The sequence below is a fragment of the Peribacillus sp. NPDC055009 genome, from assembly GCF_053608705.1.
Genome location: NZ_JBSGVZ010000005.1, coordinates 239347 through 253090, shown reverse-complemented (window position 1 = coordinate 253090; position 13744 = coordinate 239347). Strand labels below are relative to the sequence as shown.

General features: G+C 39.9%; 11 protein-coding genes and 1 pseudogene. 2 read left to right on the top strand and 10 right to left on the bottom strand.

The window, feature by feature from the left end; translation table 11 throughout:
- Positions 1 to 251: 251 nt before the first annotated feature.
- The 3 genes from tatC to ACWF5P_RS11045 all read right to left on the bottom strand — a co-directional run bounded on the left by tatC (position 252) and on the right by ACWF5P_RS11045 (position 3126).
- Complete coding sequence (gene tatC / locus ACWF5P_RS11055; protein ID WP_402903739.1) at positions 252 to 953, bottom strand: twin-arginine translocase subunit TatC; 702 nt, start codon at positions 951 to 953, stop codon at positions 252 to 254.
- 147 nt (positions 954 to 1100) lie between these two features.
- Positions 1101 to 1313: a twin-arginine translocase TatA/TatE family subunit gene (locus ACWF5P_RS11050; RefSeq protein ID WP_096338675.1), complete on the bottom strand. Its 213-nt coding sequence runs from the start codon at positions 1311 to 1313 to the stop codon at positions 1101 to 1103.
- A 70-nt stretch (positions 1314 to 1383) separates the two neighbouring features.
- Positions 1384 to 3126: an alkaline phosphatase D family protein gene (locus tag ACWF5P_RS11045; RefSeq protein WP_434169379.1), complete on the bottom strand. Its 1743-nt coding sequence runs from the start codon at positions 3124 to 3126 to the stop codon at positions 1384 to 1386.
- 487 nt (positions 3127 to 3613) lie between these two features.
- Between ACWF5P_RS11045 and ACWF5P_RS11040 the strand changes: the two genes are divergently transcribed.
- Complete coding sequence (locus tag ACWF5P_RS11040) at positions 3614 to 3766, top strand: aspartyl-phosphate phosphatase Spo0E family protein (RefSeq protein ID WP_098371763.1); 153 nt, start codon at positions 3614 to 3616, stop codon at positions 3764 to 3766.
- 477 nt (positions 3767 to 4243) lie between these two features.
- Here the strand turns inward: ACWF5P_RS11040 and ACWF5P_RS11035 are convergent, their stop codons facing one another.
- The 3 genes from ACWF5P_RS11035 to ACWF5P_RS11025 all read right to left on the bottom strand — a co-directional run bounded on the left by ACWF5P_RS11035 (position 4244) and on the right by ACWF5P_RS11025 (position 8535).
- Positions 4244 to 5230, bottom strand: coding sequence for an NAD(P)-dependent oxidoreductase (locus ACWF5P_RS11035; RefSeq protein ID WP_434169378.1), 987 nt, complete (start codon positions 5228 to 5230; stop codon positions 4244 to 4246).
- 21 nt (positions 5231 to 5251) lie between these two features.
- Positions 5252 to 6550, bottom strand: coding sequence for an MFS transporter (locus ACWF5P_RS11030; protein WP_098371761.1), 1299 nt, complete (start codon positions 6548 to 6550; stop codon positions 5252 to 5254).
- Between the two features lie 1064 nt (positions 6551 to 7614).
- The gene (locus ACWF5P_RS11025; protein ID WP_101221785.1) at positions 7615 to 8535 is read right to left on the bottom strand and encodes a patatin-like phospholipase family protein; all 921 of its coding nucleotides are present in this window, start codon (positions 8533 to 8535) and stop codon (positions 7615 to 7617) included.
- A gap of 622 nt (positions 8536 to 9157) precedes the next feature.
- Here ACWF5P_RS11025 and ACWF5P_RS11020 point away from each other — a divergent pair.
- A complete protein-coding gene (locus ACWF5P_RS11020; RefSeq protein ID WP_452444871.1) occupies positions 9158 to 9661 on the top strand; it encodes a DinB family protein in 504 nt (167 codons plus the stop codon).
- A gap of 179 nt (positions 9662 to 9840) precedes the next feature.
- Here ACWF5P_RS11020 and ACWF5P_RS11015 read toward each other — a convergent pair whose 3' ends face one another.
- The 4 genes and pseudogenes from ACWF5P_RS11015 to ACWF5P_RS11000 form a co-directional block, all read right to left on the bottom strand.
- Complete coding sequence (locus ACWF5P_RS11015; protein ID WP_452444881.1) at positions 9841 to 12228, bottom strand: heavy metal translocating P-type ATPase; 2388 nt, start codon at positions 12226 to 12228, stop codon at positions 9841 to 9843.
- Positions 12229 to 12330: 102 nt separating this feature from the next.
- Entirely contained in the window at positions 12331 to 12537 is a 207-nt protein-coding gene (copZ, locus tag ACWF5P_RS11010; RefSeq protein ID WP_076368959.1) for a copper chaperone CopZ, read from the bottom strand.
- A gap of 16 nt (positions 12538 to 12553) precedes the next feature.
- Positions 12554 to 12892 carry a metal-sensitive transcriptional regulator gene (locus tag ACWF5P_RS11005; protein ID WP_230176591.1) on the bottom strand — a complete coding sequence of 113 codons (339 nt, stop codon included), beginning with the start codon at positions 12890 to 12892 and terminating at the stop codon, positions 12554 to 12556.
- Between the two features lie 436 nt (positions 12893 to 13328).
- A pseudogene (locus tag ACWF5P_RS11000) lies at positions 13329 to 13519 on the bottom strand (nucleoside transporter C-terminal domain-containing protein); the annotation flags it as partial.
- Positions 13520 to 13744 lie beyond the last annotated feature (225 nt).

The following is a 13744-nucleotide window of genomic DNA, read 5'->3' as shown; positions in this document are numbered from 1 at the left end:
CCTTGTTCACCACAAAATCATTTATACATTGTAGAGGTTCTGTACAAAGTTATCTGAATGAATGAACTAAATTTCCACAGGTAGTACATCGAGAAGTCATCTAATAATGCTCGCTTCAAAAAATTTCCCGATTATTTCCAACAAATATTATTCCGCAATAAAAAAGTTGAGGGATATGCCCCTCAACTTTTTAGTGTTCCATTAACTATTTCCTAAGAAATGATTTATTCAATAGGTCGTGATTATCATTTTCATGTTACAGGTAATGCTGACTCATCTTTCATAAGCCTTTTTCGATAAACCATATTGGACAGCTGTACACTCACTTCATAAAGCACAAGCAAAGGGACGATAACCAAAATGTCCGAAATTATATCTGGAGGCGTAATCAGGATCGAGATTATGACCAGGACGAAATAAGAAATCTTACGAGACTTTTTCAACACGGCTGGATTGATGATCCCTAATCTGGTCAGGAACATGACCACAAGCGGCATCTCGAATAAAATTCCGAAAGGTAAGATCAAATTAATCATGAACCGAAAGTACTTTTCCGCAGTGAACATCATCTCGAACTGCCCGGCCGATAGGGAAGTGAGGAAACCCAACACTATTGGAAACAACACAAAATATCCAAATGAGATACCTGTGATGAATAAAATGAACAGCCCAGGTATGAAACGAAATGTAACTCTTCTTTCTTCCGGTTTCAAAGCTGGAGCCACAAAGCGCCATAACTGATAGGCTGCCAGCGGAATCGTTGCAGCTATTGCGCAAACCCCAGCGATTATCATATAAACCCATAGGATCTCACTCGGACCGAGCACGGCAAGCTTTCCTTCCAAATCCTTAATGAGCAGTTCATAAATATCCTGTACGAATATGAAACTCACTATGAAAAAAGCCACAAAACCTATCAGTGTTTTAATGATTCTGCTTCGGAGTTCCTCCATATGCTCAATAACGTGTAAATCCTTACTCTCCACTTTCACTCCTCCTTCTAAGACATTTTCTTGCACTATAGCAAAAGGCACTTCCCCTCGAACTCTTTTCATGAAAAGAAGCAGGCGAGTCTTTCCGCCCGCTATATCTCATTTACTTCATCCCTCTTTTTTAACAGCTCTTAACGCAGCTTTATTCTCGTTTTCATCCTCTTTTTCTGTATCATTCACTAATCCTTTTGTTGCACTTTTGAATTCGGACAATGTCCGGCCAAATGCACGGCCTATTTCCGGCAGTTTGGACGGTCCAAAAATAATCAGTGCAATCACGAGTACAATCACCAAACCAGGTATTCCTATATTTGAAAGCATTCTTATTCACTCCTCTGATCTTCTCATTTTTCTTCGCTATATCCTTGTCAAGCATCATAATGGTTCCCTATCAATTGGTCACTTTCCCCTGACTTTTCATTCTTTGTTTTTCATGTGCGCGATTATGGGCACGTGTCCGATCTTCCTCGACTTCGTTCGTTTTTTGTACACCTTCCATAACCGCTGCTGATGCAACCTTTCGCAACCCTGATTGATCCTTATCAAAAACAAAGGATGCTCTTGTCGATATATCCGCACCTGGTTCTGTCACGAATGGGACTACACGATAGTCAGCCTTCCATTGTTCTGGTGTTACTTTGCATCGGACATATCCCCGGTAATCATTAAAGAACTTTATATGTGGATTCTGACTTAGAATTTTATCCGTATCCGCACGCTTATCCGCTCCATTTCCACCAGATGTGATGGATGTGCCGACAAACTCCACACCGAAAATCTTTGAATTTGGATCATCGAAATCCGCCTTTAAATTGGCTGCCCAGCTTGCGTGTACATCACCAGTCAACACAACTAGATTTTCCAGATTGTTTCTTTTGATTACTTCAATTAAACGATCGCGTGCAGCCGGGTAACCATCCCAGGAATCCATGCTGAATTTGGGAGCTGCTGGTGTTCCATAATTCCTTTGTGCAAAGAAAATCTGCTGAGGCAGAACGTTCCACTTCGTTTTTGATTTTGATAGATTGTCAGTTAACCACAGTTCCTGCTCTGGACCTAGCAATGTCCTTTTCGGATCAAGTGACTCAGGCGTTTGCGGGGAACTTCCATCGCCGTTTGCCTGATCATCCCGGTATTGACGGGAATCCAATACAAAGAAAGAGGCCAGATCGCCATATGTGAAATTTCTGTATAACCGCATATCCGCTCCCTTAGGCAAAGATGATTTACGAAGGGGCATATGCTCATAGTAAGCTTGATAGGCGGCGGCCCTTCTCTTGATGAATGCTTCTACCGATTGTCCTTTTTCCGGAATGACATTTGCATAATTGTTTTCAACTTCATGATCATCCCAAGTCACGACCCATGGGAAAGCTGCGTGTGCCGCTTTTAAATGGGTATCGGAGCGGTATTGTGCGTACCTATTTCGATAATCCTCAAGCGTGATGATCTCCGGACCACTATGTACACGGACATTACCTGAAGAAGAAACATATTCATTTGGGCCATATTCATATATGTAATCGCCTAGGTGAAAGACAATATCCAGATCTTCTTTTGCCAAATGTTTATAGGCCGTATAATAACCATGCTCAAATTGCTGGCATGAAACAAACGCGAATGACAAGCTAGATACACTTGAACCTATTGGCGGAAGTGTTTTCGTTTTCCCAGTCTGACTTACTTCCCCTCCGCTTTTAAAACGGTAAAAATAGACCTTATCAGGTTTTAACCCGCTTACTTCCACATGAACGGAGTGGCCAAGTTCCGGCCTGGCTATTTCCTTGCCTTGCTGGACAATCTTTCTGAAATTCTCATCCTTTGCCACTTCCCATTTAACGGAAATGGCTTCTTTTGGCATTCCTCCGCCATTCAACGGATCAGGTGCCAACCTTGTCCATAAAACTACACTGTCCGAGAGCGGATCACCTGAAGCTACTCCGAGAGTAAATGGATAATCACTGAATTTCGGGGCAGCATTCACTTCAATCCCGCCCATTGATTGGGCAAGGGCAAGACCTAATGAAAGTCCGGCAAGCTTACTTGCTCCCTGGATAAAGTTTCGGCGGTCCATATTCTTACCTAATTCGCTCCAATTCTTAATTAAATCATCCATTGCTCTTTCATTATTCATTGATCTTTCCCTCCTATTATTTGAATCTGGTTCAAGTATAGAAGGGCATTTTTAAAGGTGTATGAAGAAGTGTAAATCAATAAATTTCCAATTAGGAATTTTCATTCAGGACTAATGGTCCCCATGGAACACAAAAAGAGTTTTGATTCACTCATGCATTTACATAGACCTACAAACATTAACATATAACGACAGTCTTTCGACCTAGTTCTCTTCATGAATCATTTATTTAATCGTTACAAATAACTTCCATGGGCTTTTTTAACAATGAAAAATTTTTAATAAACTTATAGTATTTCATCTGTTTATGTAAGCCTAATGAAGTCTGCGGGAAAGTAGAATAAAAGCAAGATACAAAATCGGACTAATGAATGTCCAAATAATTAATGAGTAGTCACTCACCTTTTATTTAAAAACATCCTAATTTATGTAATAATGGTTTCATAATAAAAAATGAAAGTACTTGAGGGATTCTGCATTGGAGAGTATGGAAGAATTAAATGAAAAAATTGAGATATTGAGGAAAGAATTAATAACTATAGGAATGATATATGGTTTTACAGCCCCAACAACATTATATAAAAGCCAGGAACTAGATAAACTATTGAATTTACTTAGGAAAAGAAAAAGAACCAAATGATTTAAAATATGTCTAATTCTACTAATACTTCTTGGAATCATTACAACTGCACACATGGAGTTATTTTAGAATTATTTTTAATAGTCACTATGCAGTTCATGCAGCATATTTCTCTTCTTAACCACCTCGTATTCTTTTCTTGGACCCGTGGACTATTCTTTCTGTAATATATCTAATGAATGATCATCCCTTCTAACCTAATGCTTCCTAGTCAAGTCTTCTACGTCTTATTTTGTTGGTTGGAATTGTGCCGTAGAACAAATTGTTTAGGGTCATTTTGAACACATACTTTCTCCCCATTAAAAAGGCATCCAAATTGAATGGATGCCTTTTTAACGAATTTTTCTTTTATGTCCTGCATTTAATAAAAAACTATCTATCTCATCTAAATTTATGAATGGTGTGAGTTTTAAATATCAACGATTCTTTTAATTTGTCATGGCCAACCTAATATTTCCGCTGTGTTAATAATTTTTACTATTTTTGTGACTGAAGTCCTTTCAATTCAGGGACAACATTGCTTACCTCCCTTCCAGTAACCGCTGCAACGAGGTTCTTCGCCGCAAGCATGGCCATATCAAATCGTGTTTGATGAGTAGCTGAACCTATATGCGGCAAGGTAACCACGTTCGGCATGGCTAAAAGCGGATTGTCAGGCGATACGGGTTCCTGTTCAAATACATCCAAACCAGCTGCAAGGATTTCCTTATTTCGCAGTGCTTCAATGAGGGCCTTTTCGTCCACCGTCTGACCGCGGGATGTATTGATAAAGATCGCAGATTTTTTCATCAGCGCGAATTGCTCCCGTCCCATAAGATGCCTCGTCTCCGGAGAATAAGGGACCATTAAAAGAACGAAATCGGATTCCCGTAAAAGGTGCTCTAAAGAGGAGTAGGTTGTACTTAGCGTTTCCTCCACTTCGGATTTTCTTCGCCGATTATGATACAAAACTTCCATGTTAAAACCGAATTTGCCTCGTCTTGCAATAGATTCCCCAATTCTCCCCATACCGATGATGCCCAATGTTTTCCCATGAACATCAACGCCAAAGAGGGGTTCATCGCCTTTATTTCCCCACTTGCCATCCTTTACAAGCTTGTCCAGTTCCGGAATACGGCGGGCTGCTGAGAGCATTAAGGCTAAAGCTAAATCAGCCACGGTTTCATTGAGAACATCAGGTGTATTTGTACCGATTATGCTTCTCTTTTTCATTGCCTCTAGATCAAAGTTGTTGTAGCCTACCGAGATATTGCTGACAGCCTTTAGACATGGTGCATGGTCCAGAAATTCATCATTTATTTTTTCTCCTGTGATGAGCAGTCCCTCCACATCGGAAATTTCCTTTAACAGCTGGCTTCTGGTGATTGGTTCAGGGCCTTTCCATTTTTCATACTGACAATATTTCGAAATAAATGCCTCTACCTCGGCCGGTACTGGTCTTGCTATATACACTTTTGGCATCAATTTATGTCCTCCTCGATTACCCTATTCTTGAATAGGATGTTTTACAATAAACCAATAACAGATTGCGGCGCATCCGGCGATTAAACCGCCAGATATAAAGGCAAGAGAGTAAGAACCAGTTGCATCCACTATCATGCCTGCCACAACAGGGGAAAAGGCTCCACCAAAATAACCGCCAAAATTCTGAATTGCACCTACGGAAGCAACCATGGAAGGAGGAGCAATGTCACCGGCAAGTGCCCACGCGCTGCCTGTAATGGCAGAAATAAAACAAAGGGCAAGGGTCAGTAATGTTAAGGTAATAGCGAGCCCTTTGGCAAGTGGAACTGCACATACAACAATAGCGGCCGAGATGGCACATATACTAATTAAGGCACGCTTTGCTTTAATAGGTGTAGTAATTCCTTTGTCGACCCATTTTTTAGTAAGATATCCTCCGAAAATATTGCCAAAGATTCCGCCAAGCCAAGGAATACCAGCATATATACCCATTTCTTTAAGTGAGACATGATGGACATCAAACAAATAAAGGGGAAGGAAGACAAGGAAAATGTTCCAAATCCAAATGGTACAGAAGAAGCCCAGAATCATCCCCCACACGCTTCGATATTTAAATAACGAACCCCATTTTATTTTTGATGATTGAATACCTTGCTCCACTCCACCACCTTCCGACTTAATGTAATCAAATTCCTCCTTGGAAAGTTTTTGGCTTTTTTCAGGATTTTTATAAAAAATAACAAAACCGATCGCGAAGATGATGCCGATCACACCCGTTATATAAAACAGCGCTCTCCATCCAAACGTCACCATGATGAAAACGAGAATTGGCGGTGCAATGGCTGGTCCCCATTTGGACGAAGAATCCCAAATTCCAGTTGCCAAGCCTCGTTCCTTTTTAGGAAACCAATACGAAGTGATCTTAGCCATCGTCGGAAAACACGGTGCTTCTCCCACTCCAAGTAAAATCCGTGCAGCAATAAATGAACTCATTTTATGAACGGCTCCGGTTAAAATGGTCGCACCGCTCCACCAAATAAGCGCAATTGTATACACCTTTTTGGTCCCGAACCGATCAATCAGCCAGCCGGAAGGAAGCTGCATTAATGCATAACTCCAAGAAAAAAAGGTTCCCAATAACCCGATTTCGGTCACGCTCAGTCCGAGATCCTTCATCATTTCGGGAGCCGCAATGGAGAGGTTGGCCCGATCTAGATAGTTGATTATTCCCCCAATCAATAACCAGATGACGACGGTCCAGCGAAATTTCCGGCCAATATTTAATGGCTTTTCTTGCTTTGTTTCCATTCTTGCTTCCATACCTTATTCCCCCTTGTTATATAAAACGCCGTAATTGGCAGCGCTTCCAAAATTAGAAAAAGTCAAAGTTCACGCTTGGAGAATATGTATATACAAGGAGGTTATTGTTTTATAATATAAAACTCGGTTTTTGTTTTGTGACAAAAAATAAAAAGAAAATTCTATTTATTCTGTAAAGTATCGTATTATGAGGATGTGTGATTGTCAATCTTTATTCTTATTTTTAGGATTATATTCCTAGCAAACGTTTTATGCCAAGTGGGGAAAAATTGATAGACCGTTTTTTTGAGAGTAAAATCATAACAAACTTTAGCCCACGATCCATTTCCATCTCTGGCTTTGCTACCGGAAAGGCTTAGAGACGTTTTTTATTACTTTTCTATAATATAAGCAAGCGCTCCTGATACATGCGGGACATCCATAGACGTACCTGATAAAGCAGTATGTAGTTTACCAGATAAGTGGGACATTAATTGTTCGCTTGGCGCTGCTGAATCCACTTTTCTATTGGTATTACAATATCTTAATGGAAGCTGGGATGGTTAACGGAGCTTCCACTACTTCCTGATAAGCACCCGGAATACTGTTTTCATTTATTGTGAAGATTCCATCTCTATGCACATTTACTACTACTATATTTTTTAACAGCATTTTTAAAAGAGGACTGAAAGACTGGCTCATCATCCGTTCCTTACAGTGACATTAGGTTACACCTATCTCTTCTCCTTTTAGGATCTTTTGAATTTCATAATTTATTGCGGAAACGATTTATTCGATTGATCCATCTCCTGAATCTTGTAAGGGAATTCATTTATGGTATATATTTCTTCCAACGTTGTTTTCTTTTTTCAATCTTTTATTTCCGTTTATCCATTTAAAAAATTCTAAAATAATATCTCTGGTTAATTTTTTATGATTTCGCATTTCCATTTATTGCTTTTAAGCTCAAGACAACTATGCCTCATATTAAACTATTGATCGTTAGTTCAATAAGAAAAAGAGCCGTTGTAACAGCTCCTTGTCCCACTCTTTCACCCTTTTGAAACGATAGGGTAATGTTTCTCCTACTTATTTTTTACTCTTTGCATCCGTTTATGCTTATATTGTTCAAAATCCCACTCAGACAAAAATTCTTTTGCAGAAGTATAGCCTGATTTATAGAGAAAGTCGATTTCATCCTCATTCAGTTCAAAGTCCGTTGCGTTGATGCCGCCAGTAGGAATTTGAATCGTGCGTTCAATCGTTTCTTCGTTCATATGTCGTAAATCATGGGCTTGAAGCATCGTTTTAAATATATTTTTGAAAAGGTGGATTGGCGTTGGTATTACCGGATCTATGTTAACTTCATCTTTCACAAAATGGAATCCGAATGTTGGAAAGCGAGGATTGTCTGTATCGAAAATCCATATTGGGAAGTTACTAAGTAAACCACCATCTAAAATGTAGGATTTTTTCCGGTCTTTTGATTTCCAAATAACCGGACGGAAGAAAAATGGTAGAGAGGCACTCATCATTACGGCAGTTGAAACTTTTAAATCAGCAGGAGACATCCCATAGCGTTCCAAATCATCTGGCAAAATAAGCATCTGACCATTCGAAACATCAGACGCAATTATCTTCAACTTTCCATCTGGAAGATCCGCGAATGTCCTAATCCCTTTTTCTGAAAGAAGAGAATCCACCCACGTTTCCAAATAGTCGTTTTTATAAATCCCAAGGTGAACCATAAGTTCCAAAAAGGAGCCAAAAACGGGAATTCGATTTAGAATTGTCCTGCCTCGCATCTTTGAGTAGTTGATTTCACTATACCGTTCTCTAATTTCATGGCTTTTATAGCCACTGGCCAAAAGAGCTGCGATTACTGCTCCTGCTGATGTCCCAGCGAGTCTTTCCCATTCTACTTTTTCCTCTTCCATTGCTTGAATCGCTCCAATAAAAGCAATTCCCCTGACCCCCCCACCTTCAAAAACGGCATCTGCTTTCATTTTTTTCCACCCCTCGATAAGAGTTATTATAATTATTAACAATACTTTCAAATAAAGCGAATTTTCACACTCTTGAAATCCAAAAATCATCCCCGTCAGTTGAAGATTAAAAGTGCTTGACATCGATGGAAGACGGTTCTATTTTTCTAATAAATTAATTCGCTAACAGTATCTAGATTCTCATGGTTGTGTTTTTCAATCTCCAACACAACTTCCGTAATATCATGTTCTTTGACCTTGCCTGATTTTCAGGTTGTTCACATGATTAACCGCACTTCTAGTCTATGTTTATGCTCTTCAACCTCGATCAAATGGTTGCATATCTATCATTTTTACTTTTTTTTTACAACTTTTATTATTACATGTCTTTGGACTCTCTACTTGAGAAACCATTAATCATTTACACAGGCTCTACTGCAATATTATTAAAAGGTGTTAGACTCCCTTAACGCAACATTGATGGTAATAAACGTAAAAACAATAGTAGGATAGCATCTATTAACATGGTATGTCTAAAACGAAGTTTTGCATGGACAAATTATCAGATTAGGAAGCAACTTTTGAAAAAGGTATTCTTTAAATTATGTCGAAATGGATATGTAACAATTGAAGGAGTGAAAAAATGGAAATGAACCGTGCAAGGAAAATGTATGATTACCACGTGTGGGCTAATCAGCAAGTGTTCCAAAACCTAAAACAATTACCGGACGGAGTCTATGGCGACACGATAAAAAGTGTCTTTCCATCCATCAAGGAAGTCCTTGTTCACCTTTACGCAACGGATATTACCTGGTTGGAAATAATGAAAGGATGCACCATTCAAGATACTTTTAAGAAAGTTGAACAGCGGCGGAAAGAAGTGGACGGAGTCTCAATAAGTGAACTTGAATCCTCCTATGATGAACTTGCAAAGGATTATAATATTTTTTTTACTTCACAGCCTGATTTTGAACGGACCATTGTAACCGAACATCCCAAAATGGGGGCTTGTGAGTTTGTACTTGCCGACCTCATCCATCATGTAGTGAATCATGGGACCTATCATCGCGGTAACGTATCAGCGATGCTCCATCAACAAGGCGAGCATGGCGCACCAACGGATTATGTATTTTACTGTTTAAAATAAGCGGTTTGGCAACCGAAAGTATGAAGGAACATCATTTAGGGGTCGCTTTAAACATCCAGATGAAAGCCGATGATTCACTTGCCAAGGAATCATCGGCTTTTATTTGTTGGGAATGAAAATCCAAACGCTCGTGGCATGGTTAGTCAGTACAAATGCCTTCATTATATGTTACATGATCTTCAGAGCTTTACCCGTTGAAGGCGAAGTGCATTCAATACGACTGATACAGAGCTGAAAGCCATGGCAGCACCAGCTAACCAGGGGGCAAGCAGTCCGATTGCCGCAATTGGTATCCCGATTACGTTGTAGGCAAAAGCCCAGAATAGGTTTTGTTTGATATTCCGCATCGTTTTCCTGCTCATGAGGATTGCATCAGCAATACTGTTCAAATCACCCCGGATCAAAGTGATATCGGCAGCTTCCATGGCTACGTCCGTCCCGGTTCCTATGGCCATTCCTATATCGGCTAGTGCCAGCGCGGGAGCATCATTTATACCATCTCCGACCATTGCCACTCTTTTACCGGCTGCCTGCAGTTTTTTCACTTCTTCCGCTTTCCCTTCAGGAAGGACTTCTGCAATCACTTGGTCAATGCCCACTTGATTGCCGATGGCATTTGCTGTCCTTTGATTATCCCCGGTTATCATGATGACCTGGATATCCATTGCTTTCAACCTTTTAATCGCCGTTAGCGAGGTATCTTTTATCGTATCGGCAACGGCAATGAGGCCTGCATATTCACCTTCAATGCTAGCAAGCATTGCTGTCTTCCCTTGCTCTTCAAAAGCTTCCATCGCTGTTAGGGCATTAGTAATATCCACGTTATTTTGCATCATCAATTTACGCGTTCCGACGTATAACACTTTTTGACCCACTACAGCTCTCACGCCGTATCCAGGAATCGCTTCAAATTCCTCAATCGCAGCAAGTGATATCTGTCTTGCTTGAATTCCTTGAACGATTGATTGCGCAAGAGGGTGTTCAGATTGTTTTTCAGCTGCGCCGATTAGAGATAAAAACTGTTCTTCTTCCATACCGTTCTCGATGAGGACATCGGTCAACACTGGGGTACCATTTGTCACTGTTCCCGTTTTATCCAAAATGACCGTATCTATACGGTGTGTGGTTTCCAAGTGTTCCCCGCCTTTAAATAAAATACCGAATTCAGCGGCCCGACCTGATCCTGCCATGATGGATGTTGGAGTGGCCAGACCTAAAGCACATGGACAGGCTATGACTAGCACTGCAATCATCGCTTCAAAAGCTGGTGTGAATTCTCCAGGGTTAACCCATATCATCCAAACCAGAAAAGTTAAAAGGGCGATTCCGACAACAATGGGAACGAAGACACCGGAAATTTGGTCAGCAAGACGTTGAATCGGGGCTTTGGACCCTTGAGCATCTTCAACCACTTTTATGATTTGAGAAAGAGCTGTATCCCTTCCGATCTTTGTCGCTTTCATTTTGAGAAAACCATTCTTATTCAATGTTGAACCGATTACAGTATCCCCGTTTGTTTTATCCACCGGAATGCTCTCACCCGTTAACATGGATTCATCAACGGCAGAGTTCCCTTCGACTACTTCTCCATCGACAGGGATCTTTTCACCCGGCTTCACCAATATCGTATCTCCCACGATGACTTCCTCAAGTGGTATTTCGCGTTCTTCCCCGTTCCTTAACACCAGTGCCGTTTTGGCCTGAAGCCCCATTAATTTTTTGATGGCCTCGGAAGAACGTCCTTTTGCTTTTGCTTCAAAAAGCTTCCCTAATAGAATGAGGGTGATAAGAATCGAACTAGTTTCGAAATAAAGTTGTGCCGTATTGTGATGGGACCCCATCGATATGATCGCCTGATAAACACTGTAAAAATAGGCAGCGGATGTTCCCATTGCGACTAATACATCCATATTGGCACTTTTATTTTTCAAGGCTTTATAAGCCCCAACATAAAACTGCTTTCCAATCAGAAATTGCACTGGGGTGGCGAATGCCATTTGCACCCAAGGATTCATGAGGAAATCAGGCATATAAATAAACGAAGTAAAACTAAAATGACTTACCATCGCCCATAACAATGGAAATGATAATATGACCGAAAGAATGAATGTATTCTTTTGTTTTTGAATTTCTTTTTGACGGAAATCCACGGATTCCGTGTTATCTTCCTTGATGATCGCCCCATACCCTAACTTCTCCACCCGTTGAATGATGTCAACTGGGGAGGCTTCGGAAGGATCATATTCGACTGTCGCATTTTCAAGCGCAAGGTTCACATTGGCCATGCTTACTCCATCCAGCTTATTTAACCCTTTTTCAATTCGGTTTGCACAGGCAGCACAGGTCATGCCCGTAATCGTAAATTCCTTTTTCTCTTTTACTACATCATAGCCAAGATCTTGAATTTTCTTTTCAAAGTCCTTGTTGCTTAATTTTTCCGTATCATATTTAATGACCGATTTCTCAAGAGCCAAATTAACGGTGGCTTCCTCAACGCCTTCCATTCGGTTTAACCCTTTTTCAATCCGGTTTGCACAGGCAGCGCAAGTCATTCCTGTAATCTGCATTGTTGTTTCTTTTATTTGGCCGCTCACATCATCCCCGCCTTCCTATACCGCTATGGGGTATATTTTTTTGTAAAAAAAAGTGCTTAACAGCACTCCCATGACTTATTCGACATCGTAGCCTTGATCATCGATTGTTTCTTTTATTTTCTCAAGTGATACTTTTTCCTTATCAAACGCTACATCTACTTTTCCTGCGTCCAAATGTACTTTTACGCTTTCAACACCTGCAAGTTTTCCTACATTCCCTTCAACTGCATTCACACAATGACCACAAGACATTCCACTTACACTCAATGTTACATTTTCCATTTCAACATCTACTCCTTTATTTTTTCATTAATTTTTGTATCGTTACAAGCACTTCATCTATAACTTCTGTATCCCCTTCATTCAGGCGTTCGACCACACAATTCCTTAGATGGCCTTCCAATAATATCTTGGCTACACTATTCATCGCGCTTTGTGTAGCTGCTATTTGGGTAATCACATCATCACAATACGTATCTTTTTCAATTAGACCCTTTATACCGCGAATTTGACCTTCAATTCGATTTAACCGGGTCGTTAAATTCTTTTTTACTGCTTCTGAGTGATGACTTCTTCGGCCGTGGGAAGAGGTCGTACAGCATTCTTCTTCATTCACAGAATCTTTATCATTCAACATTTCATCCATTTCCCATCCCTCCTTGAAATTAATATACCATACCCTCCTATCCTATGAAAAGAGAAAAGCAATTGTGTCAAATATTTCTTTATTCTTTGCTTTTTAAGTATATCTATTCCTTAGTCTGTTTAACAAAACTACACACAAAATACCCCATGCGAAGCTAAACAAAAAAGGATGAACTACATGATCTACTAAGGATGCAAATAAAAACACTCATCTCCGGAGAAATGAGTGTTTTTGGATCTTAATACCCTACGCTGGCATAATCCCGATAAAGTTTAACGGATTTCAATTTTTTAGTTGGTTGTCTGTTTTAAAATTGTATAGTTAACACACCGAAATTAATAGATATGTTTGTTTTCAAATAAAGGATGTTCTTACTCCACACCTTTTTGTTGAATACACAAAAAAATAATATATTTTTTATTGGTTATCAAACAAATAATCCAACAATCATAGCACTTAACAAGGAGACAGCCATGCCGCTAAGCAACAGCTTCCAAACATTCCTTCCGATAATGTGCGATTTTTCATCACCTAAGATAGAATTGAACGTACCATAAATCAAATCATGCCAACTGTACTGAAATTGGCAAATGAGGTGAGATACGTAACTGCCACTGCGTTCCTTTATTCGATTCCAGAGTGCCAGAGAAATATAGAAAGTTATAAGTAGGCGGCTACTGCAGAGTTCAACTTTGAAGAAGCTTTTTAGGTTTAATAATATTTCAGCTTGTTAGACCTAGAGTTTTATTTTCATAGTAGTTTAATAAAACCTTTAACTCCCAGAGGGTTTGTATCACTTTGTATCCGAGTTCCTAACACAATATGCTCCGAGTTCCTAACACA